We start from the raw sequence: 24,446 nt of genomic DNA on the forward strand, positions 1-24,446 counted from the left end.
CGCCTCCGCGACCGTCGACGACGTCGGCCAGGCGAGCGTCTACTGGGGCGCGCACCGGCCGCCAGCGGCGGTAGTTGGCGCGTCACAGCCCGAGACCCCACGTTGGCACGCTTGTCGATTCGTTGCGTATCCGCAACACTTCGTGCATGCCAAGCAAGAACGCGGTCGGTGAGGGTGGCAAGGGGCTGCACAACCGCCTCGCGGTGCTCCGCGCCGAGCGAGGCCTCAGCCGTCGGGAGCTCGCCGAGGCCGTGGGCATCAACTCTCAGACAGTCGGCTTCCTCGAGCGCGGCGACTACGGACCCTCGGTGGAGCTCGCCCTGCGCTTGGCCGGCTACTTCGACCTGCCGGTCGAGGCGATCTTCTCCCTCACCCCGTTCCCCGCCATGTCCGCGCAGCTCTACTCACCTCGCACGACAGGAGCGAACCCATGAGCACCTCCCGCCCCACCACGGCCCAGCGCAGCGCCGAGCTGCGCGCCGCGGCTCAGGCCCGCATGCAGCAGAAGCGCCAGCGCCCTCTACCCGGCTGGCTGGCCGCCCCCGGCCGGCGCCGCGCTCTGGCCCTGGTGCCTGCGATCATCTTCACCGTCGGGGTGGTCGCCGCCGTCCTCGCCGACACCCTCGGCCTCCTGCTCATGATGCTCGTAGCCGTCCTCGGCATGGCCGGCGTCCTCGTGCTGCGCCGGGCGACGCAGATGCTCGATGCCGCGCCCGAGGTCCTGCTCGACGAGCGTGAGATCAGCCAGCGCGACCGCGGGTACCGAGACGCCTTCCATCTGACGCTGGCCTTCTTGTTCGTGCTGTGGGTGCTGGCCATCGCGGACGGGGTCGCCACCAAGACCGGGACCACCGGCCTGTTCGACGGGGACGGTTGGATCTACCTCACCCTCGCGTCCTTCTTCACGATCTCCACGCTCCCCGCCGCGGCCCTGACCTGGCGCTGGCAGGCACCCCTGGACGACCAGGACGACTGACCGACACCGCACCCCGACCACAACCCATGGCCCGCTCCGCACGCGGGTTCTGGCCGAAGACCACGGCCGCCGACTGCTTCCCGCGTCTCCGCGCGATCGAAGGCGACACCGCTATCCGAAGGCAGGGTCGTCGGCGTGGATGTCGACCGCGGCGTTGATCAGGTGCGCGTCGTCCCAGTCGAGCTCGCCCTGCGCTTGGCCTGCCACCAGCTCTGCCTGCGCGGTGGCGCCCATCCAGGTGCCCGCGGTCGCACCGGGCACCGTAGCGGCGGCCTCCGGATCCGATCCGCGGGAGGCGTCGCCGGCCGTTAGCCTGCCGGGGAGCGCACGGGCGGTCGGAGCGCGCCCCAGGGACGGAGGCCTCGCGGTGGAGATCGACGACGACGGCCTCGGCCCGGCCACTCCCCCGCCGCCGCCGGAGTTCGGCGTGCTGCCCGCGGCCGCGGCGCTGGTGCGTCTCCCGTTCGACCTGGTGGTGCTGGTCGGCTACGCCGTGCGCGAGCTCCCGCTGCTGGTGCAGGACGTGCGCAGCACGGTCAACGACGTCGCCCGGCTGGTGCACCACGGCGAGCGGGGCGGCGCGCTGCAGGAGCTGCTCGACAGCCTCGCGCGCGCGGCCCGGGCGGACAGCGCGGGAGCGCTCACGCACCTGCTGCGGTCGGCCGGCGACCTGGCCGCGGTGCGGGCCGAGGTCGAGCGGCAGCGCCTCGTGCTCGGGGACGTCGATCCCGCCCAGGACCGCGGAGACGGCTGACGCCGCCGGTCACCCGAACTGCTCGACCGGCGCCGTCTGCAGGCCGGTCGCGGTGGGCAGCCGCCGGCCGGCCGGGCGACGGCGGATCAGCCACTCGGCGACCGCCAGGTTGATCAGCCAGCCGGCGCCCATGGTGAGGGCCTCGGCCGTCGGGCCCGGTGCGCCGGCCACGACCAGCCAGAAGCCGGCGGTGAACACCTGCGTGCCGGCGCCGAGCCCGAGGGCGTAGCCGCGCAGCATCCAGGCCCGGTGCCGGCGGATGTCGCGGCGCAGGACGGCGGTGACACCGAGAACGATGGCCACGGCCATCCCGGCCCCGGCGGCCGCACGGAAGACCGTGAGCAGCCCGCTGTCGGCGCCGGTGATCACGGCGGTGAGCCAGAGCCCGCTGAGTGCGGCGACGAGGCCGACCGGGGCGACGATCCGCCCGGTCACCCGATGCCAGCGGGGTCGGCGTCCCCGCGTGCCCGGCACGAACTGGAAGGCGCCGACCACGGTGAACACCAGCGCGCTCACGATGTGCACCACGAGCGGCACCGGCGCGGCCGCCGAGCGCGGCGGTTCGGGGAGCGCTGCCGCACCTCCGGAGAGCTCGATGAGCCGGGCGGCACCGGCGAGGAGTGGCACGAGGGCCAGGGCGATCAGGGCGGCGGGCACCAGCCACCGCCGCCGGGGGCGGGGCGTTGTCCGGAGTGCTGCGGTCATGCACCCGATCCTCGGGACGGCGCCGCCGCAGGTCATCGCCGGAAAGACCGGTTCCCGGGTCCTCCTTTGGTCGGAGCCTGTCGGCGAGCGTCAGGTTTGCGGCGTGCGAGCAACCAACTTGCGGCGGCGTCCGTGCGTGAGAACGCGGTGGCGAGCGTCCTCGATGGGCTTCGCGCCGTCCGGGTTCCCACCGGGGTGGCGCTGGTTTCATCCGAGGACCGCCAGAAGCGCACCCCGGGTCATCGACTGAACGTGCCGGTGCAGCTGGCACCCTGACTGGGCTCGTGGCGGTCGCCCCGAGCCACCGCCGTCGAAGGAACGCCACATCCATGCCCCGCCCCCTGTACCGCAGCGACACCGCCCACCAGGAGATCCGGGCGTGGTGCATCCGGCGCCTGACCGACTGGGACACCGCACACCAGCGGACCGCCGTGGACACCACACTGGGCCAGACCCATCTGCTCAGCGCCGGGAGCGGCGACACCACGGTGCTGTACCTGCCCGGAACCAACTTCAACGCAGCGACCAGCCTGCCGCTGCTGGCCGCGCTCGCCTCCGAGCACCGGGTCGTCGCCGCCGATGTGCCCGGGCAGCCCGGGCTCTCCGCCGGCGCCCGGCCCGGGGGTGACCGGATGGCCGCCTACGGCGCCTGGGTCGGCGAACTGGTCGAGCACCTGCGCACCGATCGCGCGGTGCTGATGGGCCACTCGCTGGGCGCTGCGATCGCCCTGGCTGCCCAGCCGGCCGGCGTCGCCGGACTGGTGCTGGTGGACCCTGCGGGGCTGGTCCGGCTGCGGGTGGGATCGGCGGTCCTCGCGGCTACGGTGCCCTGGCTGCTGCGGCCGACCCCGGCGCGCAGCGCCCGTCTGCTGCAGCACCTGCACGCTCCCACCCGGCGTCCTGCGGATGACGCCGTGGAGTGGATGACCCTGGTCGCCCGGGGCACACGCACGGCCGGTGCACCAGGGCCCCTGCCGGCGGCGACGGTGCGGCGCTGGCGAGCAGTCCCCCGTCGGGTGCTCTCCGGAGAGAAGGACTGCTTCCTGCCGGTGCCGCGCCTGCGGGCCTCCGTACGCACCCAGCTCGACACCGAGGTCCAGCTGCTGCCCGACGCCGGGCACCTCGCCCCTGATGAGCAGCCGGAGCAGATCGTCGCAGCAGTGACGAGCCTCGTTCGGCGGGACGCCGGAGGCTGCTGACCGACCCACAGGGCGCAGGAAGCCGTTCTCCCGCACCGGCTCGCAGACCGGCCCGGGTCACCGAGGTGGCGCCATGCGGCGGGCTCCTGCCGGGGCGGAGACGGCAGCCGATGCCATCTGGCGCCGCCCCGAGGCAGCGTTCTCACGCACGCGGTCACAGCTCGATGCACGCGAAGACTGCGGTCGCGCTTGCGCAAACGCGCAAGTGACGCTCGCCGACAGAGCCGCCGGCCGGTCTACCGGCGCGGCACGCGCCGCGTCTCGTACGCCCAGATCGCGATCTCCACCCGGTTCCGGACGCCGAGCTTCGCCATGAGGCTGCCGACGTGCGTCTTCACCGTGCTCAGCGTGATGTGCAGCTCGCGGGCGATCTCGTCGTTCGACCGGCCGCGCGCGACGGCGGAGAGGACCTCCTCCTCCCGGTCGGTGAGCGGGTCGATCGGCTGGGCGGGCGAGGCGGCGGGGCCGGCGCCGGCGAAGGCGTCGAGCAGCCGGGCGGTGACGCTCGGGGCGATCAGCGCGTCCCCGCGGGCGGCGGCGTGCACGGCCTGGGACAGCAGGTCGGGCCCGGCGTCCTTGAGCAGGAAACCCCGGGCGCCGGCGCGCAGCGCGGCGTAGACGTACTCGTCGAGGTCGAAGGTCGTGATGACGACGACGGGGATCGGATCGGGAACGTCCGGGCCGGCGAGCCGACGGGTGGCCTCGAGGCCGTCGGTGCCGGGCATGCGGATGTCGAGCAGGCAGACGTCGGGGCGCAGCCGGCGGGCCAGGTCGACGGCCGCCGCGCCGTCCGCGGCCTCGCCGACGACCTCGATGCCGGGCTGGGCGTCGAGGATCATCCGCAGGCCGGTGCGCACGATCTCCTGGTCGTCGGCGACGAGCACCCGCACGGTCACGCGGGCCCCCGCCGGGGCAGCTCGGCGCGGACGGTCCAGCCGCCGTCGGGCCTTGGGCCGGCGTCGAAGGTGCCGCCGAGCAGGGAGACGCGCTCGGCCATGCCGCGCAGCCCGAACCCGGGGGCGCCCGGCGCGGGCGCGCCGTCGCCGTCGTCGCTGACCAGCAGGTTCACCCGGGCATCGTCGACGATCACCCGGACGTCGACGCGGGTGGCGCGCCGGGCGTGCCGGCGCGCGTTGGTGACCGACTCCTGGGTCAGGCGGTAGACGGCGGCCGCCACGGACGGGGCGACGGCGTCCGCGTAGCCGGTCACCTGGACGTCGACGGGCAGGCCGTTCCCGTCGGCAAGGGCGGCCAGGTCGGCGAGCCCCGGGGTGGGCGCGAGCTCGGCGGGCCCGTCGCGGCGGAGCGCGCGGACCATGCCGCGCATCTCGGCGAGGGTGGTGGCCGCCTCCTTCTCGATGAGCTCGAGCGCGTCGACCGCGGCCTCCGGGCGCGTGGCCGCGGTGGCCAGCCCGGCCTGCGCGCGGACGGCGATCGCCGAGACGTGGTGGGCGACGGTGTCGTGCAGGTCGCGGGCGAGGTGCTCCCGCTCGCGCGAGGCGACCTGGTCGAGCTCGCGGGCCCGGGCACGCGCCCGGAAGCGGGCGGCCGCGCCGAGAGCCAACGAGGAGAGCAGGACGGCGGCGCCGCCGATGGCGTCGCCAGGTGTGGCCGAGCCGAGGATCAGCGAGACGACGGCGCCGGCCAGCAGGACGGCGAGCCCGGCCAGCGCCTGGGCGCCCGAGCCCCAGCGCACGACCGCGTACGGCAGCAGCAGCCCGAACGCGGCGGTGTACATGCCGTCGGGGTCGCCGGTGCCGGCGGCGAGCACGGCCAGCACGCCGAACCAGGCGATGAGCACGGGCACCGGCTGCGTGCGGCGCCAGAGCAGGAGCGGGGCGAGCGCGCAGAGGACGGCGACCTGCAGCCAGCGGGAGGGCAGGTCGGGCCGGAGCAGCCCCTCGAGCACGGCGGCGACCGGGACGAGGGCGGCCAGCAGCCAGTCCCGCCAGCTCCGGGCGGGGGCGTCCGGCGGCCTCGGCTCGCGCCAGACCGAGCGCAGCAGGGCGTTCACGCCGGTCACCGTACGAGCCCGGACGCCCCCCGTGATCACCCGGAAGTACGAGAGGACGGCGCCGATGGGGCACCATGGTCCGATGCTTCCCCGCACCCACGTCGTCCTCGGTGGCGGCGCCGCGATGGGAGCCTTCCAGGCCGGCAGCCTCCTGGCCCTGTTCGACGCCGGCATCCGGCCGGACGAGTTGCACGGCAGCTCCGTCGGCGCGCTCAACGCCGTCTTCCTCGCCGCCCGACCGGACGCCCCCCGGGCGCGCGAGCTGGCCGAGTGGTGGACCGGGCCTGTGGCCGCGCAGCTGCTCCGGCCCACCTGGCCGGCACGGGTCCGCGGCGTCGCCCGGTCGGTCCGCCGCGAGGGCGCGCTGCTGGACGCCCGCCCGCTGCGCCGGCTCCTCGCCGGAGCGGTGCCCGTTCGCGACGTCGCCGATCTGGCCGTCCCGGTCACCGTGACCACGACGTGCCTGGACTGCGCGGCCGCCCGCCGGCACGACGCGGGGGCCGTCGAGGACGTGGTGGTCGCGAGCTGCGCGCTCCCCGGGTTGTTCCGCCCGGTCCGGCTGGGCGACGGCCACCGGCACGTCGACGCCGGCATCCTCGACGGGGTTCCCGTGGGGGCGGCGCTGGAGCGGGCCCGCCCCGGCGACCGGGTGCTCGTCCTCGACTGCGGGCTGTCCCCGGTGACCGGCCGCACGGACGTGTGCGCCGCCACCTCGGAGGTGCTCGCCGGGCAGGCGTGCGGCGTTCCCGTGGACCCGGACCTGGCGCCGTACGTCCCGCCGGTCGAGGGGGCCATCGGCGCCCTGGGCACCGTCCTGGAGGCGTTCACCGTGGCGCGGACCGTGGCCAACCGGGCCGCGGTCCGCGAGGCGCTGGACGACCCACGCGTGCACGTGGTCCCGCACATCGCCGACGCGTGGGCGGCCGGGCTGCTCCCGGTGCTGCCGGAGGGCCCGCGCGACGCCACCCGGTCCGCCGAGCTGCTCCAGGCCGGCCGCGCTGTCACGCACCGGTGGCTGGCCGCGCAGACCTGGGCCGGGTCAGCCGCGGCGGAGCATCGCTGAGGCCAGCGGCCTGCCGATGTCGCCCAGGTGCGTGGCGGCGTAGGGCACCCCGTGCCGGGCCGCCCACCAGGCCCGGGCACGACGCGAGGCCCCGCGGGGCGTCTCCCCCTCGCCGATCGGGCCCACGGGGAGCCCGGCGCCCCGGAGGGCCTCCGCGGCGGCCATCGCCATGCCGCGGTGCCCGGCGGGGCTCGGGTGGATGCGGTCGACCGACCAGCCGCCGGGGTCGGCCAGCACCGGCACCGCACCGAGGTCCACCACGTGCACCCCGTCCAGCGCGGCCGCCCGGTCGACGGCACCGTTCACGGCCGCGAGCCGCAGCCGGCACGCGGCCGCGATCCGCGCCGGGAGCGGCAGCAGCGAGACGGCGTCGTGCAGCCGGCCGACGACGACGGTGCCCGCCCGCTCCCGCAGCGCGGCGACCACGGTGAGCAGGTCGGCCGCGGCGCGCCCGGCGTCGAAGCCGGACCGGCCGACGTCGTTGAGGCCGACCAGGACGGTGGCGACGTCGACCCGGCCCGGGACCAGCGGCAGCTGGCGGTCGCGGACGTCGGCGACCCGCGCTCCCGGCTCGGCCAGCCGGACCAGCCGGCCGTCGGGGAACGCCCCGGCCAGCAGCGCCACCCACGTGGCGTCGGGGTCCACCCGGACGCCGACGCCCTCGCCGCAGGTGAAGCTGTCGCCCAGCGCGGTCACCACGGTCACGGCACACCGACCCGCGTGCCGTCGTGGACGGCGAGGAAGCCGCGGACCGTCCGCTCCCAGGAGAACTCCTCCGCCCGGGCACGGGCCGCCGTCCGCCGGACGTCCTCGGGAACGGCGAGCAGCTCCTGGACGGCGCCGGCGAGGGCCGCGGGACCCACCCCGGCGCGTCCCGGCCCGCCCACCACGCCGGGCAGCGCGGAGCGACCGTCCGCCACGACCGGTGTGCCGCAGGCGAGCGCCTCGAGGGCCGCCAGCCCGAAGGTCTCGATCGGCCCGGGGGCGAGCGCGACATCGGCGTCCGCCAGCAGACCGGCGAGCCGGGCCCGGTCGGGCACGAAGCCGAGCCACTCGACCGGCAGGTCCCGCGTCGCCGCCTCGAGGTCGCGCCGCATCGGCCCGTCCCCCGCGACGGTGAGCCGCGCCGGGACTCCCCGCGCGAGCAGCTCGCGCAGGGTCGCGACCGCCACCTCGGGGTGCTTCTCGCGGGAGAGCCGGCTGGCAAGGACGAGCGCGACCGGGTCGTGCGGCCGGCGACCGGGTCGCGGTGACGTGCGGGCGGGGAAGGTCGCGTGGTCGACGGCGAGCGGGATGACCTCCAGCCGCGGGGCGCGGAGGCGGACGAACTCCTCGGCCGCCCACTCCGTCGTGCAGACGACCGTGTCGAAGGTCCGCACCAGCCGGGCGTTGGAGCGATCGGCCAGGGCGTCCAGCCGCAGCGGGGCGGGCAGCCACTGGCCGAGCCAGCGGTCCAGCCGCTCGTGGCTGACGACGAGCGAGGGCACGCCCCGGGCGCGGGCCCAGCGGCCGAGGCCGCGCAGCGTCGTCCGGTCGTGCACCTCCACCGCGTCGGGCGCCACCCGCTCGAGCACCCGGCGGACGGCGGCCAGGTCGACCAGCAGACGGTAGCCCGTGCCCCCGACCAGCGGTGCCCGCAACGTCAGCCGGCGGCCCCACGGGGTGGCCGTCTCGGCGGCGGCGTCGCCGGGCACGACCTGCACCACCTCGTGCCCGTGGTCCGCGTAGCCCTCGGCCAGGTGGCGCAGGGTGGTGCGGAGCCCGCCGGAGGTGGGGGTGACGAAGTTGGCGACCTGGACGATCCTCACGCGGCGTCCCGCTGCTCGGCGCCGCGGACTCCGTCGATCACGTCGCGGTAGTGCCGGAGGAGCTCTCCGGTCACCGCCTCCCAGGTGCGCCCCTGCACCGACCGCCGGGCCTGACGGCCCATCCGGTCGCGGAGGTCCGGGTCGTCCCGCAGGGCCAGGACGCGGTCGGCGAGGCCGACCGCGTCCCCGGGGTCGAAGAGCAGCCCGTTCTCACCCGGCTGCACGAGGTCGAGCAGCCCGCCGGCGGCCGGGGCCACGATCGGCAGCCCGCTGGCCAGGGCCTCCTGGGCGGCCTGGCAGAAGGTCTCGTGGGAGCCGGTGTGGACGAAGACGTCGAGGGAGGCGAAGGCGGCCGCCAGGTCGCCGCCCGACAGCAGGCCGGTGAAGACAGCCCTGCCGAGCCGGCGCTCCAGCTGCCGCCGCTGCGGCCCGTCGCCGACCACGACCAGGCGGATGCCGGGAAGGCCCTGGAGCGCATCCAGCAGGCCGACCTCCTTCTCGTGTGCCAGCCGGCCGACGTAGCCGACGACGAGCTCGCCCTCCGGCGCCCAGGCGCGGTGCAGCTCCGGGTCGCGACGGGACGGTGCGAAGCGCTCGAGGTCGACACCGCGCGCCCACCGCGCGACGCGGGGAACACCGTGCTCCTCGAGCTGGCGCACCGCGGCCCGGCTCGGCGCCAGGGTCCGGGAGGCGGATGCGTGCACCCTGGCGAGCCGCCGCCAGACAGCCGGCTCGGCGACCCCGAGCCGGTAACGGCCGGCGTACGCGGCCAGGTCGGTCTGGTAGACGGCGATGGAGGGGATGCCCAGCTGCACAGCCGCGCTCGCCCCCTGCGCCCCCAGCACCGCCGGGGAGGCGAGATGGACGACGTCCGGCCGGAAGGCCCGGAAGGTGGCGGCCATCGCGGGGAAGGGCAGTGCGACCCGGAAGCCGCGATAGCCGGGAACGGAGCAGGACGGCGTCCTGACGACCGGGAACCCGGCCCACTCCGTCGGGCCGGGGCCCGGCGCGACGACCAGCGCCTGCTGCCCACCCCGGCGGAGCTGCTCGCACACCCGCACGACCGAGTTCGTGACGCCGTTGACCTGCGGGAGGAAGGACTCCGTCACGATCGCTATGCGCATACCCGGCAGCGTGCTGGAAGCCGAGCACCCATTCGGCGGCCTGCGGGGAGAGGTCTGCTGAACCCATCGGGAAGTCTCAGCAACGGGGCGGTGCCGGACGCCGCGGTGGCGGCGGGTGCGGTCACCAGGCGGGTCTCCGGGGGAGCTACGCTGTCCTGGCACCTCCGCGGGTGTAGCTCAATGGTAGAGCCCCAGCCTTCCAAGCTGGCCATGCCGGTTCGATCCCGGTCACCCGCTCCAGGCACTGACCAGCTCGTACACCCGTCTGTCCAGCTCAACTCGGCATCGGCGCCACTTTTGCGCCTCAGTGATCCGCCCCTTGTTGACCGCTGACGTCCGCTCTTGGCCGTTGCCTGAGGCACGCCTTAGGCGCCGAGGCATGGCGCCAGTAGCGAGGACGACGACTAGGACGCACCTGCCGCGGCTGAACCATCAGCCGGTCGGACCGATGCGAGCATCTCAACGATGTGGGCGACGGCAGCGTCTCCGGCAGCGGCGACGGAGACCTCGGCGATCTTTGACGGCGCATACGCTGCCCAAGGTCGCCGAGCACCTCGAGGCCGCCCGAGCCGACGTGCTCGCCTTCACCGCCTTCCCCATGGAGGTCTGGCGGCAGATCTGGAGCAACAACCCCTCCGAGCGGCTCAACCGGGAGATCCGCCGGCGCACCGACGTGGTCGGCATCTTCCCCGACCGCGACTCGGTGATCCGCCTGGCCGGCGCCGTCCTCGCCGAGCAGCACGACGAATGGGCCGAAGGCCGCCGCTACCTCGGCCTCGACGTCCTCGCCCGCTGCCGAGTGCGCCCCGTCCCTGACAGAGACGACAGCACCGAGGAGATGACCATGCCGGCGCTCAGCGCCTGACCAACATGAAGATGACGCGGTCGCCGTCACACACCACGCCACCGGGCTTGACCGCCTGGGCTTTCCCGGGGCTTGCCGCAGGACGCCGACCCCGCTAGGCGTTGAAGTGGATCGAACGATCGGTTCGCCCATTCGCGTGCGATCAGCGTCGGCGGAAAGCGGAGTTCGGTCGTCGCGCCGGTCACAGCCCTCGTACGGTGCATCTCGGCGTTGTCGGTCACGGTAATGCCCGGTCGGCTCCGTCCTGTGCGGGTTGCCTTCCGGGTGTGCGGTCCCTACGGGTGTGAGGGCGCCGGGGGTGCCCCGCGCAGCTCGAAGGCGATCCGGTCCGGATAGCACCAGAACCACTCCTCGCCCGGTTCGAACGACCGCACGAGGGGGTGGCCGGTACCGTCGGCGTGCGCGGTCGCGTGCCGGTTCGGGGAGGAATCGCAGCATCCGATGTGCCCACAACTGGCGCACATCCGCAGGTGCACCCACCGCCCACCGGAGCGCAGGCAGTCCTCGCAGCCCGGCGCGCTGGGGGTCACCCCCAGGTCGATGTCGTCCAGGTGAGGGCACCCACCGCCGGTCCCGCTCATCCGTCCTCCCCGCTCTCGTCGGTCCTGCGGGTCATGGCAGCCGCCGGTCGACCGGCAGGGTGACGGTGAACGTCGTGCCCTGTGGTCCGCTGCTGACGAGCAGCGTTCCGTCATGGTGGTCCTCGACGATCCGCCGTGCGCTGTCGAGCCCGAGCCCGCTGCCGGCCCCGGGCGGCTTGGTGGTGTAGAAGGCGTCGAACAGCCGAGGGACGACGTCCTCCGGGATCCCCGGTCCGTCGTCGGTCACCTGCACCTGCACCTCGCCATCCGCAGCGCGGGTGCGCAGCAGCACGGAGCCGCTGCCAGCGAGGGCGTCGGCGGCGTTGTCGAGGAGGTTCGTCCACACCTGGTTCAGCTCGGCCCCGTACGCGGTCACCCTCGGCAGCTCGGCGTCGTAGTCGCGCCGCACGGAGATGCCGGCGAGCTTGTGACCCAGCATCGTGACGGTGTTCTCCAGACCCTCGTGCACGTCGACCTCGTGGGCCGTCGGACCGCCGGGGTGGGCGTACCGCTTCACCGACGCGACGAGCGCCGAGATCGCCCCCGTGGACGAGGCGATGTCGTCCAGCAGCGACTCCGCCGCCAGCGCGTCCACCAGCCAGTCCAGTGCGCGCGCGCCGGGACCGCCATCGAGCTCCTCGACGATGCCGTGGACGCGCCGAGCGTCCAGCCCGGCCGCGACGAGTACGCCGGCGGCCTCGTCGGGCTCCGTGGCCCCGGCGGCAGCGAGGAGATCGCGCGCCGCGTCCTCCTCGTCGGCCCGCCCGAGGGCGCCCGTGCTGGCCCTCCCCCCGGTGGCCCGGACCGCCTCGTGCAGCTCGTGCAGCCGCTGGAGGCTCGTAGTGTCGGCTCCGGCCCTAACCAGCAGGAGGGGGTGGCGGCGCAGCGCGTCGACGTGCCGACGCAACTGGTCCGCGGCGCGCACGGCGGCGGTGGCGGGGTTGTTCAACTCGTGTGCTAGTCCCGCGGACAGGGCGCCGAGGCTCGCCAGGTGCTCGCGGCGCCGTACGGTCGCCTCGCTGGCGCGCACACCGGCGAACAGGCCGTCCAGCAGGTGCACCGCCATGGGCATGTGCGCGCGCACGAACGCGGCGAAGTCCGCTGCGGGCAACCGGAAGAAGCTGCTCGCCACCGTGGTGCGCATGGTCTGCACGTACGTCCGCTCGGCCCCGGGGACGAACGCGCGCATGGCCCCGCCGTAGGCGCCGCGCTGGGTGGTCGCGCTGATCGTCACCTCCTGGCCCGCGGCTCGCTGCGACAGGCGCACCCCGCCGTCGAGGAGCACGTGCAGGTGGTCGGCGGGGTCGCCCTCGCAGAAGACCAGCGCGCCGGTCGGGTACGTCCGGCGGTCACCGCGCCGGGCCAGCCAGCGCAGCTGGTCCTCGGCGAGTTCCTCGAACAGGAACAGCGTCCGCAGCTCCTCCACCGCGACGGTGGAGTGGCCGCTCACAGGTCCCCCAGGTACCGGTGGACGAGGTTCACGGCGAGGGCGCCCTCGCCGACGGCGGAGGCCACCCGTTTCACGGACGCCGCCCGTGCGTCGCCGGCGACGAAAACCCCCGGCACGCTCGACTCCAGCAGGTACGGCTGCCGGTCCGGCGTCCAGCCCGCCGGCGGACGTCCCTGTGCGCCCAGCAGCTCCGGACCCGTCAGGAGGAACCCCTTCGGGTCGCGCGCGAAGGCCTCCCCCAGCCACTCCGTGCGGGGAGCGGCGCCGATGTACACGAACAGCCACGAGGCGGGGACGGCCTCCACCACACCGGTCGCGTTGCAGCGCAGGTGCAGCCGCTCCAGGTGCTCGCCGCCCTCGGCTCGGGTGATCTCCGTACCGGTGCGCACCTCGATGCGCTCCGACACCTCGATCCGCTGCACGAGGTACTCGCTCATGCTCCTGCGCAGTGAGCTGCCACGGACGAGGAGCACCACGCGCCCGGCGTGCCGGGCGAAGTGCAGCGCCGCCTGCCCGGCGGAGTTCGCCCCGCCCACCACGTACACCGTCTCCCCGGCACAGTCCGCCGCCTGGTGTGCGGCGGCGCCCTGGTGGACGCCCCTGCCGAGGAACGTCTCCATCCCGGGCGCCGGCAACGACGTGTAGGACACCCCGGTGGCCAGCACCACGGCGTGGCAGGCAACGGTGGAACCGTCGGCGAACTGCACGGTACGGCCCTCGCCGTGGGCCTCGACACCGGTGCACTCCACCGTCGTCAGGATCTCCACCCCGAACCTCAGCGCCTGGTGACGGGCACGTTCGGCGAGGTCCGCACCGGAGACGCCTTGCGGGAACCCGAGGTAGTTCTCGATCCGGCTGCTCTGCCCCGCCTGCCCGCCAGTGGCGGACCGCTCCACCAGGAGGGTCCGCAGTCCCTCGCTGGCCGCGTACACCGCTGCGCCGAGCCCGGCGGGGCCACCACCGACGACGACGACGTCGTAGAAGGGCAGGCCCGCCGTCGTCGAGAGCCCGACCCGGCGCGCCAGGTCGGCGGGCCGGCACGCCGGGACCACCTCGCCGTCCGGCAGTAACGCCACCGGGAGCTGCTCTGCACGTGGGTCGATGCAGGCGATGCGCAGGAGCCTCCCGGCCTCCGCGCCGTGCACGTCGTGGTACCGGTACGGGACTCCATTGCGCGTCAGGAACTCGCGGAGCTGCTGCGTCGGGGCCGACCACCGGTGGCCCACCACGGTGACCGCGACGGGGACACCCGGACGGACCTCGGCGGTCCACTGCGCGAGCAATTCGTCCAGCGGCGGGTACAGCCGTTCCTCCGGGGGGTCCCAGGGCTTGAGGAGGTAGCGGTCGAGGTCCACGTCGTTGATCGCCCGGATCGCGGCGTCGGTCTCCGCGTATGCCGTCAGCAGGACCCGCTTGGCGTCGGGGGCCAGGTCGAGGGATCTCTCGAGGAAGTCCACTCCCGTCATGCCCGGCATGCGGTGGTCGGCGAGCAGGAGCGCAACCCGGTCCCCGCGCAGCGTGAGCTTCTCGAGCACATCGAGGGCCTCCGCGCCCGAGCCGGTGCGCAGGACGCGGTAGGTCCCGGAGTAGCGCCGACGCAGGTCCCGGGTGATGGCGCGGCCCACCGCCGGGTCGTCGTCCACGCTGACGAGCACCGGGCGCGCGTCCGGTGCCGCACCGGTGGGCGGGGGCGCGGGCAGGGCGGTCATCCGCCCACCTGCGGGCGCAGAGTGAGGACCTGGATCTCCCCGCCCTGCAGTTGCGCCGTCAGGCGGCCGCGGCCGTTGCGGCCTCCACCACCGATCTCCACGTCGGCTGCCGCGCCACCGGGCACCTCGGTGATCCCCAGCACGTGGAAGCGGGCGCGCACACCGATGACGGTGCGCAGGTTCCACTCCGCGATCTGCAGCAGCCCCTGGAAGAGGCGGCCGTCGTCGTCCACGACGGCGTCGGCGGCGAAGGAACCCAGGAACCCCTCGGTGTCCTCGGCGTTCGCTGCGTCGAGCAGGAGCCGGAGGCTGTCGAGGGCGGTCATGCGGCGAGCTTGCCCGGACCGGTGTGCGGGAGGGAGGCCCCCACAATCCCACCCTAGGCGTACTGGCGTTGCTCGAAGTTGAGGTCCAGGCGCGTGCGAACGCATCGAGGAGCTGCGGCGAAGGGGGCCGCTCGCGGCCCTGTTCCAGCCGTGTGCAGTAGTCGGTGCTGACGCCGGTGAGGCCGGCGACCCCGTCACGGCACAGCCCGGGAACCCGGCGCGTCCCCTAGGAAGAGATGCCCCGGGCCGCTGCCGAGGCAGCGGCCCGCCTGGCCCGCAGGAGGTTCGCCAGTTCGTCGTCCCTGGCCATCGACGGAGGTCAGGCAGCGGCGCAGGTGTCGGCAACGGTGGGCATCCCGTGTCATCCTCAGATGACCTGCTCGGTGGGCAGGATGGTGATCTCGGTGAGGTTGACGTGCCGGGGTGCGGCGGCGATGAACGCCACGGTCTCGGCCACGTCCTGCGCGGAGAGCACGTCGATGTTCTTCAGAAGGCCGGCCATGAGGTCGCTGGCCTCGGGGTCGGTGACGTGGTCGGGCAGTTCTGTGTCGACCATGCCGGGCTCGACGGTGGAGACGCGCACCTTCTTGCGGCCCAGCTCGGTGCGCAGCAGGCGGCTGAGCTGGGTCACGTAGGCCTTGGTGCCGGAGTACACCTGGAACCGCTCCAGGACGCGGACGGCTGCGATGGAGGACGTCGTGATGAGGTCGGCGGGACGGCCGTCCACGGCGGCCTGCTCCAGGTCGCGCACGAATGCGGCGATGGTGTTCATCAGGCCCTTGACGTTCAGGTCGATCTGGTCGTCCCAGTCCTCCACGCGCAGGTCCGTGATGGAGGAGATGCGCTGTCGCCCGGCGTTGGCGAACACCAGGTCCACCCGGCCGAACTCGTCGTGGATGCGTTGGGTCGTAGCGAGGAGGGCTTCCCGGTCGGTGACGTCCACGGGCAGCGGCAGGGCGGTCCCGCCGCCCGCGCGGATGCTGCCGGCCAGGTCCTCGAGGCGCTCGGCGCGGCGGGCGAGGAGCGCGACCCGCGCACCGAGGGCCGCCAGGCGCGCCGCGGTGGCGGCACCGATTCCGCTGGAGGCGCCGGTCACGACGGCGACACGGCCCGCGAGCGGGCTACCGGAGATCAGCGTGGTCTGCGTCAGCTCGGTCATGGTCCCACGGTGCCTCGCAGACGCGGGAAGAACATGGCCCTCTCGCACCCACCCACCACGGTGGCGACCGTGGTGGGGTCCTGGCGCACCCGCGCAGCGTCCCGCTCGCGCACGGCGGCCCGCGCACCGCCCTCGGCGGCGCGAGTCGGAGTTCCGCAGCACCGCGACGACACCGACCACAGCCCGGGTTGCGGTTCCCCGGGTACCCCGCCTCCCGGCCGGGGTGCGCGCTCGCCGCGGCGGCCGCGCTGGGGGTGACCGGCCTCGCCCCCGGACCGGCCGCGGCGGCACGGCCGACTAGAGCCGCGACACCGCTGCGGGCGGTGCAGGAGGGCCTGGAGGGCCTGGTCCGCGAGGAGGTTTCCCCGCCCTGGACGTGACGGGCGCCGCTGACTGGACGCTTCGGTCGCGCTCGCCACCGATCAACCCGAGGACGTGGAGATCGGTGACCTGGCCATCCGGCCAGCGCGTCGGGGTTGACCCACTGCAGGTTCAGCTACGACCGCGGAGAGCCACTACCGTCGACACGTCGTCCCACGCCGTCCGTGGACGTCGTGGGACGAGTCGTCAGACCGCGACGCCCGACCGGCGTACCCGGTGCAGCACCGCATCCCGCGAGGCCCGCACTTCCTCCCTCAGCGCGTCGAGGTCGACGTCCAGGACCCGGCCACCCCACTTGCGCACCTGCCCGGCGACGAACACCGGCGTGATGTTCCGGGCGTCCGCACCGAGCACCAGGGTCCCGACGCGGTCGTTGAGGGGCATGGTGTTGAGGTCCTCGGCGTCGACGACAAGCAGGTCCGCCTGCTTGCCGGGCGTCAGCGACCCCGTGACGTCCCCCAGGCCATTGGTCCGCGCACCCTGCAGGGTCGCCATGTCCAGCACGTCGTGCACGCCGATGCGCCGGGGGGCCCGGTCCGTGCCGTAGGCGGAACTCACCGCACGCATCCGCTGGATCGCGAGCAACGCGCGCATCTGCGTGAACATGTCGCTGGACAGCGCCACCTCCACGTCGATGCTCAGCCCGGGGCGGACACCCGCTTCGAGGGCCTCGTCGACGGCCGGGACCGCCGTCTCCAGGCCGATCTGCGCATCCGACGTGGGGGCCAGCGCAACCGTGGTCCCCGTGCGTCCGATCGCCTCCCACGCCGCGCCGGTCAGTCCGGTGCAGTGGATGAGCGTGACGTCAGGGGACAGCAGACCGGCGCGCTCCCACCCCAGGACCGCCTCGGAGCCGGATGCGCCGAACACCGCGGGCGACGACGACGAATGCCCCGCCGCCACGTCGAGGCGAGCGGGGCCGACCGGCCGGGCCGTGGCGCCGGTACACCACCACGCCCAGGCCCACGGCGACCGGCGCGTGCTCGCCCGTGCCATGCCGCAGGAGGACCCGGCACGTCCCGCCCGGCCTCCACCCGCACCTCACCTCCCGCAGCCGGCACACGGGAGCCCCTGACGTCCCCGTTCCCGGGACAAGCCCGCCGGCGGCCCGTTCCAGGCGCGCAGCAGCCGGTCCAGCACGGCCTCCGAGCCTGTTCCAGGCACGGGGGTGTGCAGGGCCAGGAACACGCCCTCACCGGGGAGCGGCAGCGCCTGGTAGTCCAGCAGGCAGGTCCCGGCCCACGGGTGCTCGACGGTCCACCGCCCGTGGAAGGTGCCGGTCACCTCCGGCACCGCCCACATCCGCGAGAACTCGGCGCTGCGGCCCGACAGCTCGGTGATCAGCGCGTCGAGCAGCGGGTCGTCCGGGTTTCGGGCCCGGTTCAGCCGCAGGCCCGCGACCGCCGCGGCGGCGCTGTCCCGCCACCCCGGCAGCAGGTCGCGTGCCCCGGGGTCCAAGAAGTGCCACCGCACGAGGTTCCCCACCGCCTCCGGGCGCCCACCCGGCCGCGCCAGGAGGAGCCGGAACGGCAGGTTGTCCGCCAGGACGTCCATCCGGTGGTTCACCACGGCCGCCGGGACGGTAAGCCACGCCAGCATCCCCGTGGTCCCGGGCCGCAGCCGTCCCTCCGAACGCGGCCTCGGCACCGAACGGGACGGGGCCCCCAGGCGGTGCAGCAACGCGGTTTCGTCCGCGCTTAGCCGCAACGCCTTCGCCAGGGCGTTGAGGACGGCCCCGGAGACCTCCCCGACCCGCCCCTGCTCGATGCGGGTGTAGTAGTCCAGGCTCACACCGGCAAGCTCCGCCACCTCCTGCCGGCGCAACCCCGGGACCCGGCGGTGGCCCAGCGAGGCCGGCAGGCCCACTTCCTGCGGGCGCAGCCGGCTGCGCATCGCCCGCAGGAAGTCGCCCAGCGGTGGCGGTGTGACCGCACCCGGCAGCACGTCGGTGGCGGTGCCTGCACGGGACCGCGACGGCGGCCCTGTCCGCAGCCCTCCTGCTCCACCCCTCAGCACGGGGACCTCACCGCAGCCGTTCGCCGGCCCCGCCGGGGCCGCTGCCACCCGGCGCGGGGTCGCCGTGCTCGGTGGCACGGGCCATCTCCGTCGCGATCTGCTCCGGCCCACGGTCCGCCAGGAGCGTGAACTCCGCCCAGCAGGCGCTCTCCCGGGCCCGCGCGGTGACGTGGTCGGTGGGGCGTCGGCCCGGCAGGTGCGGGCGGTTCACGGGTCGATCCGCTCGCCGCTGCCGACCGAGAACAGGCACTGCTCACCGTCGCGGATGCACAGGAAGCTGCGCTCGCCCTTCTCTGAGGCCCGGGCCGGTGCGCCCCGGGCCACCACGTCACCGGACGCCACCAAGCTGTCCGCTGCGGCGGAACCGGCGTAGACGAATGCCTTGGCACCCGGTTCTCTCACGACCTGCACCACAACGGGAACGGCCCAGGGGCCTCCGCACCGGCCTTCTCGCCCGCCTCAGCGACCCGCCGGGCCATCGCGTGGATGGTTCCCGTCGGGGAGTAGTAGATGACTGCGAGTGTCACGTCGGTCACTGGTCTCCTCGGGGCTTTTCGGGCCTGTCGGCGGGGGCCACCGGAGCGCCGCCCCCTGATGTGAGAACGCTCCCAAGCAGGGCGGCCGCTTCGCCTCGGTGGTCATCACCTACATGGCCGCCCACGGTGCTCAGGGACCGTCGCGGTCGACGTACATGTCGATCCCCCTGGCGCAGGAGGTCGGCGGACTCCGCGCGCCTGCGGGTGGCCAGGACGAAAAGCCCGTCGAGCAGGAGGTCCGCGGCCAGGCGCAGTCTCTCCGCGACGGGAGGGACCGAGCGCGGCCGCGATCCCGGCGACGACGTCCGGACCGGCGAAGCGCCCGGCGTACGTGGCCACGCCGAACGCCTCAAGCAGGGCCTCGCGGGCGGCCTTCGGGTCCGTCCCGGCGACGACGTGCGCGGCGTCCCGCGGGAGGCCGACTGCTCCGGCGTCCCGGCGCTGGTCCAGGGCCCCCCGTGCGGGCGTGCAACGCCACCGCCAACGCGCCCTGCTCAGGGTCCAGGCCGGCGTCCTCCGTCGGTGACAGCAACTGCAGCGCCGTCGCCGGTGCTCCCGCGGCGCGCTCGGCGGCCGTCGCCTCCAGCAGGCACCGGGTGCGGCTGACCGGGTGGGCCCGGCCCCGCCGACCGCTCGAGCTCGTCGGCTACCACCTCGTCGGGGCCCGCGCCCGCGCGCAGACCCGTACCGGGTGCGGCCGGCCCCGCGTCGAGCCCCAGGGCGCACCTGGGGGCGGCGGCCTGGGGCGCCGGCAGATGCTCAAGGTGCTGCAGCAGCGGTCGGCAGAGCTGGTGCAGCCCGGCGGACAGCAGCTCCAACTCGAACTCCATGCCGTTGGCCTCGAGGACCCTCAGCCCGGGCTCCGCGGCCGTGGTGGCCTCGGCGACGAGCACCGCCTTGCCGATCCCGGCAGGCCCCGCACGACGAGGACGCCACCGCGACCAGTCCCCGCCGCCTGCAGCAGGTCCCCGACCACCCTCAGCTCCGCCGCCCGTCCGCGCAGCGTCATCGGGTAGCCCTGCCTCCCCTCCACACGGGACGTGCGCCGTCGGGGACCGAACAGGGTGACCGGCGCCGACAGCAGGGCGGGGTCAGACGAGCTCCTCCACGCTGCCGTGCGCGTCCAGCAGCCCGGGCAGACCACGCAGCTGCCGGCGGGAGACGATCCCGAGCTTGGCGAAGATGCCGCGCAGGTGGGCGTCGACCGTGCGTGGGCTGAGGAACAACTCCGCGGCGACCTCCTTGCTGGTCGCGCCGCCCGCCACGAGCCGCGCCACGTGCAGCTCCTGCGGTGTCAGGCCCGCCGGTCCCGCAGCGGCGCGGACCCGGGCCCGCCCTCCCGCCGCGGCCAGCTCCCGTGTCGCGCGCGCGGCGAAGGCGGTGGCGCCCATGGACGAGAACCCGTCCAGGGCCACCTGCAGCTGCCCGCGCGCCTCGCGCGCGCGGCCCTCGCGGCGCAGCCACTCCCCGTACAGCAGGTGCGTCCGCGCCCGTTGCGACGCGGTCCCCGTACGCCGGAGGCGCTCCAGCGCCTCGAGGTAGTGCTCCTCGGCCGGTGGGCCGCCGCTGAGCAGGGCCGCGTTGCGGGCGGCCATCCCCAGACCCCAGTCGCTCCCGGCGGCGTCCGCGGCAGCGCGCAGCCGTTCATGCACGGGTACGGCCTCCTCGGGCCGGCCCGAGCGGACTGCCGCCTCGATGAACTCGGGTCCGATCCAGACCCCGAAGCTCTGCTCATCGAGCTCGACGGCCCGCCGACAGGCCTCGCGGGCCTCGGCGTAGCGCCCCTGCGCGTTGAGCAGCACCGCGGGGGCGTACTCCATCGCGGTCAGCATGCGGCCCTCCTGCCGCGCGAGGGCGTCGGCGGTGCCGGCGCGCACGAGCTCGGCCGTGCGGAGTTCGTCGCCCCGCCATGCGGCGATCGTGACGGCCACGGACTGCAGCGGCGGCGCCTCCAGCTCCGCGGCGACTCGCATCGCCTCGTCGACGAGGACCTGCGCCCCGCGGAGATCCCCCTCGTGGACGTGGACGAGCGCGCGGTAGTTCAGCGCCACCGGCAGGGACGCCACCGCCCCCGAGCGCCGGACCCGTTGCAGTTGCTGCTCGGCGATGGCTCGGAAGGACTCCTCGTCCCACAGCTCCTGTGCCGCGCTGCACGCCATCCACAGGCACCCCGAGTGGAAGAGCTCGTCCGCGGCCGTGCGACAGGCGTCGACCCCGCTGCGCAACAGCGGCGCAGCGGCGGCGCGGCCCCGGGTGACCTGCGTGAGCAGACCCGCGAACAAGTCCTCTCCGGGACGCCGTGGGCCCGGGGAGGCAGGCAGCGCCCGCTCCGCCGCCGCGAGCCCCCGCATCAGGTCCGGGTCGGCGAACCGGCCGGCGAAGACGGCGGCGGCAAACGCCTCGAAGAGCACCTCCTTCGCTGCGACGGGTCCCACCGCGGTTGCCGAACGTCCCGCCTCGAGCAACATCCGCACCGCGCCGGAATCGCGGCGCTGGTCGAAGGCGGCGCGGGCCCGGAGCACCTCCACGAGCGCCCGCTGCCGCCCGTCCAGCGCCCCGCCCTCCGCGACCGCGAGCAGCCCCAGCGCAGCCTCCGGCGCCCCGGCCGCTCTCTTGGCGTCGGCGGCTGCCAGGAGCCGGTCGGACCGGCGGGCCGGATCGGGTGTCAGGACGGCGGCGCGTTCGAGGAAGGCACCCGTTGCGGCCAGACCGCCCCGGGCCTGGGCACGGTCCGCGGAGCGCTCCAGCTCCACGGCGACGGCCTCATCCGGTCCGTCGGCGGCCAGCGCCAGGTGCCAAGCCCGCCGGTCGGGGTCGGTGACCGCGTCGGTGGCCTGCGCCAGCGCCCGGTGGGCCGCACGCCGCTGACCCAGGCCGGCGGCGTGGTACACCGCCGAGCGGACCAGCGGGTGGCGGAAGCGCACGCGCGTCCCCAGGGACAGCAGCCCGGTGGCCTCCACCGGCAGGCCGGCCTCTGGCCCCAACCCGCAAATCTCCGCCGCCCGCCACAGCAGCGCCGGGTCCCCGGTCGGCTCGGCGGCGGCCAGAGTGGTGAACGTTCGTGACGGCGCGGGCAGCAGGGCCAAGCGGTGCTGGAAGCTGTCCTCCAGCACGCTGGACACCGACTCGTCGCCCGGCAGCGCGTAGCCACCGGCCAGTTCGGCCGGGCCGAAGGTCCGGGGCAGCTCCACCAGGGCCAGCGGGTTGCCGCGCGCCTCGGCGATCACCCGGTCGCGCACCCGCGGGTCGAGCGGGGCTCGCATTTCCGCGGCCAGCAGCGCACGAGCCTCCCGCTCGGGTAGGCCAGCCAGGTCCAGCGACGGAAGACGGTCGAGGGCGCTCGGGGTCCCGGGGCCGCCGGCGCCGTCGCGCACCACCAGCAGCAGCGCCACGGCCAATCCGTCGAGGCGCCGCGCGGTGAAGGCCAGGGCCTTGGTGCTGGCCGGGTCCAGCCACTGCAGGTCGTCGACCACGCACACCACCGGCTGCCGCCGTGCTGCCGCACCCAGCAGCGCCAGCAGACCGGCGCCGATCAGCAGCGCGGCCTCCGGCGCGGTCGGCTGCCCGGCCAGCCCGAGGGCGCTGCGCAGCGCGTCGGCCTGCAGGGTGGGCAGCTCACCGAGGTGCTCCAGCAGCGGCGAGCACAGCTCGTGGAGGCCGGCGAAGGGCAGGTCGGCCTCGAACTGGGTGCCGGTGGCGCGAAGTACCCGCACCCCGCCGGCTGCCCCGACGGCCTCTGCGACGAGCGCCGACTTGCCGATCCCGGCTGCCCCGCTCACGACGAGCGCGCCGCCGCGGCCCTCACCGGCCGAACGCAGCAGGTGATGCACGACTGCCAGTTCCTGCTCCCGCCCGTACAGCGCCACGCTCCCCCCTCCGATCAGCCGGTCCGCGCCCCCTACAGCTCGGCCCGCCGGGCACCGGACATGACGCTGAGCACACGTTCTCCGCACGTGTCGCGTCGCGAGGTCACGCTACGCGGCCCGTACCTGCTCCAGGGGAGAAATTGCGAGGACGAGGACGCGACGTCCCCGCGACGACCAGCCGCGCGAGCGCCTCCCACGCCTCCGGGGTGTCGGCCTGCTCCGGCCCGTCGGAGTGCACGCGTGCCCCGCAGCCTCCGGGGTCTCACGCCGGCGTGGGGGCCCTACCGCTCCTACCGTCCGGCCGACTGCATACGGGCTCACCCTCGCCACCCCGGCACGGGGACCGGCACCGCCGCCGACACGAGGTCAACGGTGCTCGTCAGCGCGTGCCGGTGCCGGACGTCCGCTCAGGGGCAGGTGAGGACCCGGCGACCGCCGGCGTCGGTCTCCTCCTGCACCCCGAACCGCCTGAGGTCGCGCACGAACCGCGCACGATCGACCGCTTCGCCGGCGTACTCGACCAGGTATTGGGCGTAGACGTCGCGCGTCAAGCGTGGTTCGTCCCAGCTCTGCTCGGTCATCCAGACCCGCACGGACGGCGCGACCGGGGAAGTGTCCTGATCCGTGTGGGTTCTCGGCAGCTGAGTGCCGCAGGAAGGGCACACGAGAGGACCATCGATGTTCTCGATATCACGCATGCCTGCACGCTAGCCATGCGAGCACGGTCTCTCGTCCCCTGACGGGAGGATCCGTGGCTGGTACCACGGGTGGACTCGCGCACACGGGCTCCGACGGCCCCCACGGCGGTCAGCACGCCCGGCACCGCTGGCAGCGCCCGGCGGATGCGCGCCTCCGGGGGCCGCCGGGTGGGTGCGGTGGCTGGAGTGCCTGCTGGGGCGTCATGGCGGCGCCTTCCTCGACGGAGGTCATGAGGGACGACCGCCCCCTCCCGGCTGCCCTTCCGGCGGGAGGCCCTGCCATTCCACCCGGCGGCCGCTCGGGAGCGCCCAGGGTGGGAGTCCCGGGACCTGGCTCGGCCGCGGCACCCACGCGACGCTGCCGGTCGATGGCAGTACTGCGCCGGCCTCGGTACCCACCCCGGCCGGCAGCTGCCCGCGACAGGAGGCCCTATGAGTACCGGCACGACCGGTCGGCCCGGAGCGGCCCAACTGCTGGAGCCGCGCCCGGGCACTTCCGCCGTGGAGTTGCGCGGCGTCAGCCGGACCTACGGCAGCGGAGCCGCCGCGGTGCGCGCCGTCTACGACGTCAGCGTCGCGTTCCCCCGCGGCAGCTGGACGGCGGTCATGGGCCCCTCGGGTTCGGGCAAGTCGACCCTGCTGCATTGCGCGGCGGGCCTGGAGCGGGTGGATTCCGGCCAGGTGCTCCTGGGCGACACCGACATCACCACCGCGGACGACGACGCGCTCACCGACCTGCGCCGCGACCGCATCGGGTTCGTCTTCCAGAGCTTCAACCTTGTCGCCTCCCTCACCGCCGAGCAGAACGTGGCGCTGCCGCTGCAGCTGGCTGGACGCCGCCCCGCGGGCTCGCAGGTCCGCGACGTCCTGGCCGCCGTCGGGCTGGGTGATCGCGCCGGGCACCGCCCCCGCGAGCTGTCCGGCGGCCAGCAGCAGCGGGTTGCGATCGCGCGGGCGATGGTCACCCGGCCCGACGTGCTCTTCGCCGACGAGCCGACCGGCGCGCTGGACTCCCGGGCCGCGCGCACGGTGCTCGAGCTGCTGCGGGAGGTGGTGGACCGCGGCCAGAGCATCGTCATGGTCACCCACGACCCGGCCGCGGCCGCCCGCGCCGACGCCACGGTGTTCCTGCGCGACGGCCGCATCGCCGACCGGCTCGTCGGCGCCAGCGCCGCTGCCGTGGCCGACCGCCTCGTCTCCCTGGAGGGCTGAGGTG

The 24,446-nt window shown here is 74.9% G+C and carries 24 protein-coding genes, 1 tRNA gene and 1 pseudogene; 8 read left to right on the plus strand and 18 right to left on the minus strand.

What is annotated here, in order from left to right:
• Positions 1 to 146 precede the first annotated feature (146 nt).
• Positions 147 to 434: a helix-turn-helix transcriptional regulator gene (locus ACI79Q_RS06755; RefSeq protein ID WP_456587616.1), complete on the plus strand. Its 288-nt coding sequence runs from the start codon at positions 147 to 149 to the stop codon at positions 432 to 434.
• Complete coding sequence (locus tag ACI79Q_RS06760) at positions 431 to 976, plus strand: hypothetical protein (RefSeq protein WP_456599499.1); 546 nt, start codon at positions 431 to 433, stop codon at positions 974 to 976. Before ACI79Q_RS06755 ends, ACI79Q_RS06760 begins: the two co-directional genes overlap by 4 nt.
• Positions 977 to 1,087: 111 nt before the next feature.
• On the opposite strand, the gene ACI79Q_RS06765 is transcribed toward ACI79Q_RS06760, so the two are convergent.
• On the minus strand, positions 1,088 to 1,237 hold the full coding sequence (locus ACI79Q_RS06765; RefSeq protein ID WP_456587813.1) for a hypothetical protein: 150 nt from the start codon (positions 1,235 to 1,237) through the stop codon (positions 1,088 to 1,090).
• Positions 1,238 to 1,343: 106 nt separating this feature from the next.
• Between ACI79Q_RS06765 and ACI79Q_RS06770 the strand changes: the two genes are divergently transcribed.
• On the plus strand, positions 1,344 to 1,730 hold the full coding sequence (locus tag ACI79Q_RS06770) for a hypothetical protein (RefSeq protein ID WP_456587618.1): 387 nt from the start codon (positions 1,344 to 1,346) through the stop codon (positions 1,728 to 1,730).
• A gap of 9 nt (positions 1,731 to 1,739) precedes the next feature.
• Here ACI79Q_RS06770 and ACI79Q_RS06775 read toward each other — a convergent pair whose 3' ends face one another.
• Positions 1,740 to 2,435, minus strand: a complete 696-nt coding sequence (locus tag ACI79Q_RS06775; protein ID WP_456599498.1) for a DUF2306 domain-containing protein — start codon at positions 2,433 to 2,435, stop codon at positions 1,740 to 1,742.
• Positions 2,436 to 2,764: 329 nt separating this feature from the next.
• Here ACI79Q_RS06775 and ACI79Q_RS06780 point away from each other — a divergent pair, with 329 nt between their 5' ends.
• Positions 2,765 to 3,634, plus strand: a complete 870-nt coding sequence (locus tag ACI79Q_RS06780) for an alpha/beta fold hydrolase (RefSeq protein ID WP_456599497.1) — start codon at positions 2,765 to 2,767, stop codon at positions 3,632 to 3,634.
• Between the two features lie 236 nt (positions 3,635 to 3,870).
• Here the strand turns inward: ACI79Q_RS06780 and ACI79Q_RS06785 are convergent, their stop codons facing one another.
• Complete coding sequence (locus ACI79Q_RS06785; protein ID WP_456587621.1) at positions 3,871 to 4,530, minus strand: response regulator; 660 nt, start codon at positions 4,528 to 4,530, stop codon at positions 3,871 to 3,873.
• On the minus strand, positions 4,527 to 5,648 hold the full coding sequence (locus ACI79Q_RS06790) for a sensor histidine kinase (protein WP_456614423.1): 1,122 nt from the start codon (positions 5,646 to 5,648) through the stop codon (positions 4,527 to 4,529). Before ACI79Q_RS06790 ends, ACI79Q_RS06785 begins: the two co-directional genes overlap by 4 nt.
• Before the next feature lie 82 nt (positions 5,649 to 5,730).
• On the opposite strand from ACI79Q_RS06790, the gene ACI79Q_RS06795 reads away from it, so the two are divergent.
• Positions 5,731 to 6,711: a patatin-like phospholipase family protein gene (locus tag ACI79Q_RS06795; RefSeq protein WP_456614424.1), complete on the plus strand. Its 981-nt coding sequence runs from the start codon at positions 5,731 to 5,733 to the stop codon at positions 6,709 to 6,711.
• Here ACI79Q_RS06795 and ACI79Q_RS06800 read toward each other — a convergent pair.
• The 3 genes from ACI79Q_RS06800 to ACI79Q_RS06810 are packed head-to-tail and all read right to left on the minus strand — an operon-like array spanning position 6,688 to position 9,643.
• The gene (locus ACI79Q_RS06800; protein WP_456587624.1) at positions 6,688 to 7,416 is read right to left on the minus strand and encodes a GDSL-type esterase/lipase family protein; all 729 of its coding nucleotides are present in this window, start codon (positions 7,414 to 7,416) and stop codon (positions 6,688 to 6,690) included. The two genes, ACI79Q_RS06795 and ACI79Q_RS06800, sit on opposite strands and share 24 nt — an antisense overlap.
• Entirely contained in the window at positions 7,413 to 8,519 is a 1,107-nt protein-coding gene (locus ACI79Q_RS06805) for a glycosyltransferase (RefSeq protein ID WP_456614425.1), read from the minus strand. Before ACI79Q_RS06805 ends, ACI79Q_RS06800 begins: the two co-directional genes overlap by 4 nt.
• Complete coding sequence (locus tag ACI79Q_RS06810; RefSeq protein ID WP_456614426.1) at positions 8,516 to 9,643, minus strand: glycosyltransferase family 4 protein; 1,128 nt, start codon at positions 9,641 to 9,643, stop codon at positions 8,516 to 8,518. The genes ACI79Q_RS06805 and ACI79Q_RS06810 overlap by 4 nt, the downstream gene beginning before the upstream one ends.
• Before the next feature lie 166 nt (positions 9,644 to 9,809).
• Here ACI79Q_RS06810 and ACI79Q_RS06815 point away from each other — a divergent pair.
• Both ACI79Q_RS06815 and ACI79Q_RS06820 read left to right on the plus strand, forming a co-directional pair.
• A tRNA-Gly gene (locus ACI79Q_RS06815) sits at positions 9,810 to 9,883 on the plus strand.
• A 292-nt stretch (positions 9,884 to 10,175) separates the two neighbouring features.
• Positions 10,176 to 10,508, plus strand: a pseudogene (locus ACI79Q_RS06820) (transposase); the annotation flags it as partial.
• 275 nt (positions 10,509 to 10,783) lie between these two features.
• Here the strand turns inward: ACI79Q_RS06820 and ACI79Q_RS06825 are convergent.
• The 11 genes from ACI79Q_RS06825 to ACI79Q_RS06875 all read right to left on the minus strand — a co-directional run bounded on the left by ACI79Q_RS06825 (position 10,784) and on the right by ACI79Q_RS06875 (position 23,230).
• Entirely contained in the window at positions 10,784 to 11,203 is a 420-nt protein-coding gene (locus tag ACI79Q_RS06825; protein ID WP_456614427.1) for a UBP-type zinc finger domain-containing protein, read from the minus strand.
• Positions 11,121 to 12,539, minus strand: coding sequence for an ATP-binding protein (locus ACI79Q_RS06830; RefSeq protein WP_456612677.1), 1,419 nt, complete (start codon positions 12,537 to 12,539; stop codon positions 11,121 to 11,123). Before ACI79Q_RS06830 ends, ACI79Q_RS06825 begins: the two co-directional genes overlap by 83 nt.
• Positions 12,536 to 14,248 (minus strand): FAD-dependent oxidoreductase, encoded by a 1,713-nt coding sequence (locus ACI79Q_RS06835; RefSeq protein WP_456614428.1) that lies wholly within the window; start codon positions 14,246 to 14,248, stop codon positions 12,536 to 12,538. Before ACI79Q_RS06835 ends, ACI79Q_RS06830 begins: the two co-directional genes overlap by 4 nt.
• The gene (locus tag ACI79Q_RS06840; RefSeq protein WP_456587643.1) at positions 14,245 to 14,574 is read right to left on the minus strand and encodes a hypothetical protein; all 330 of its coding nucleotides are present in this window, start codon (positions 14,572 to 14,574) and stop codon (positions 14,245 to 14,247) included. Before ACI79Q_RS06840 ends, ACI79Q_RS06835 begins: the two co-directional genes overlap by 4 nt.
• Before the next feature lie 367 nt (positions 14,575 to 14,941).
• The gene (locus tag ACI79Q_RS06845; RefSeq protein ID WP_456587644.1) at positions 14,942 to 15,733 is read right to left on the minus strand and encodes an SDR family oxidoreductase; all 792 of its coding nucleotides are present in this window, start codon (positions 15,731 to 15,733) and stop codon (positions 14,942 to 14,944) included.
• A gap of 567 nt (positions 15,734 to 16,300) precedes the next feature.
• Positions 16,301 to 16,984 (minus strand): amidohydrolase family protein, encoded by a 684-nt coding sequence (locus ACI79Q_RS06850; RefSeq protein ID WP_456587645.1) that lies wholly within the window; start codon positions 16,982 to 16,984, stop codon positions 16,301 to 16,303.
• Positions 16,985 to 17,155: 171 nt separating this feature from the next.
• Positions 17,156 to 18,058, minus strand: coding sequence for a helix-turn-helix domain-containing protein (locus tag ACI79Q_RS06855; RefSeq protein WP_456587646.1), 903 nt, complete (start codon positions 18,056 to 18,058; stop codon positions 17,156 to 17,158).
• Positions 18,059 to 18,137: 79 nt separating this feature from the next.
• Entirely contained in the window at positions 18,138 to 18,341 is a 204-nt protein-coding gene (locus ACI79Q_RS06860; RefSeq protein WP_456587647.1) for a hypothetical protein, read from the minus strand.
• A complete protein-coding gene (locus tag ACI79Q_RS06865; RefSeq protein ID WP_456614429.1) occupies positions 18,338 to 18,532 on the minus strand; it encodes a hypothetical protein in 195 nt (64 codons plus the stop codon). The genes ACI79Q_RS06860 and ACI79Q_RS06865 overlap by 4 nt, the downstream gene beginning before the upstream one ends.
• A gap of 1,225 nt (positions 18,533 to 19,757) precedes the next feature.
• Positions 19,758 to 22,532 carry an ATP-binding protein gene (locus ACI79Q_RS06870; RefSeq protein WP_456614430.1) on the minus strand — a complete coding sequence of 925 codons (2,775 nt, stop codon included), beginning with the start codon at positions 22,530 to 22,532 and terminating at the stop codon, positions 19,758 to 19,760.
• Positions 22,533 to 22,939: 407 nt separating this feature from the next.
• A complete protein-coding gene (locus ACI79Q_RS06875; RefSeq protein WP_456587650.1) occupies positions 22,940 to 23,230 on the minus strand; it encodes a hypothetical protein in 291 nt (96 codons plus the stop codon).
• Between the two features lie 432 nt (positions 23,231 to 23,662).
• On the opposite strand from ACI79Q_RS06875, the gene ACI79Q_RS06880 reads away from it, so the two are divergent.
• Positions 23,663 to 24,442, plus strand: a complete 780-nt coding sequence (locus ACI79Q_RS06880) for an ABC transporter ATP-binding protein (RefSeq protein WP_456587651.1) — start codon at positions 23,663 to 23,665, stop codon at positions 24,440 to 24,442.
• Positions 24,443 to 24,446: the final 4 nt, after the last annotated feature.

Source organism: Blastococcus sp. SYSU DS0828 (genome assembly GCF_054050975.1).

What these genes read in the sequence shown, in the direction of transcription:
- ACI79Q_RS06835 (WP_456614428.1), bottom strand. Translation starts at nt 14,248, where the DNA reads ATGACCGCCCTGCCCGCGCCCCCGCCCACCGGTGCGGCACCGGACGCG.
- ACI79Q_RS06810 (WP_456614426.1), bottom strand. Translation starts at nt 9,643, where the DNA reads ATGCGCATAGCGATCGTGACGGAGTCCTTCCTCCCGCAGGTCAACGGC.
- ACI79Q_RS06880 (WP_456587651.1), top strand. Translation starts at nt 23,663, where the DNA reads ATGAGTACCGGCACGACCGGTCGGCCCGGAGCGGCCCAACTGCTGGAG.
- ACI79Q_RS06760 (WP_456599499.1), top strand. Translation starts at nt 431, where the DNA reads ATGAGCACCTCCCGCCCCACCACGGCCCAGCGCAGCGCCGAGCTGCGC.
- ACI79Q_RS06840 (WP_456587643.1), bottom strand. Translation starts at nt 14,574, where the DNA reads ATGACCGCCCTCGACAGCCTCCGGCTCCTGCTCGACGCAGCGAACGCC.
- ACI79Q_RS06795 (WP_456614424.1), top strand. Translation starts at nt 5,731, where the DNA reads ATGCTTCCCCGCACCCACGTCGTCCTCGGTGGCGGCGCCGCGATGGGA.
- ACI79Q_RS06845 (WP_456587644.1), bottom strand. Translation starts at nt 15,733, where the DNA reads ATGACCGAGCTGACGCAGACCACGCTGATCTCCGGTAGCCCGCTCGCG.
- ACI79Q_RS06825 (WP_456614427.1), bottom strand. Translation starts at nt 11,203, where the DNA reads ATGACGGAACGCTGCTCGTCAGCAGCGGACCACAGGGCACGACGTTCA.
- ACI79Q_RS06775 (WP_456599498.1), bottom strand. Translation starts at nt 2,435, where the DNA reads ATGACCGCAGCACTCCGGACAACGCCCCGCCCCCGGCGGCGGTGGCTG.
- ACI79Q_RS06875 (WP_456587650.1), bottom strand. Translation starts at nt 23,230, where the DNA reads ATGCGTGATATCGAGAACATCGATGGTCCTCTCGTGTGCCCTTCCTGC.
- ACI79Q_RS06755 (WP_456587616.1), top strand. Translation starts at nt 147, where the DNA reads ATGCCAAGCAAGAACGCGGTCGGTGAGGGTGGCAAGGGGCTGCACAAC.
- ACI79Q_RS06780 (WP_456599497.1), top strand. Translation starts at nt 2,765, where the DNA reads ATGCCCCGCCCCCTGTACCGCAGCGACACCGCCCACCAGGAGATCCGG.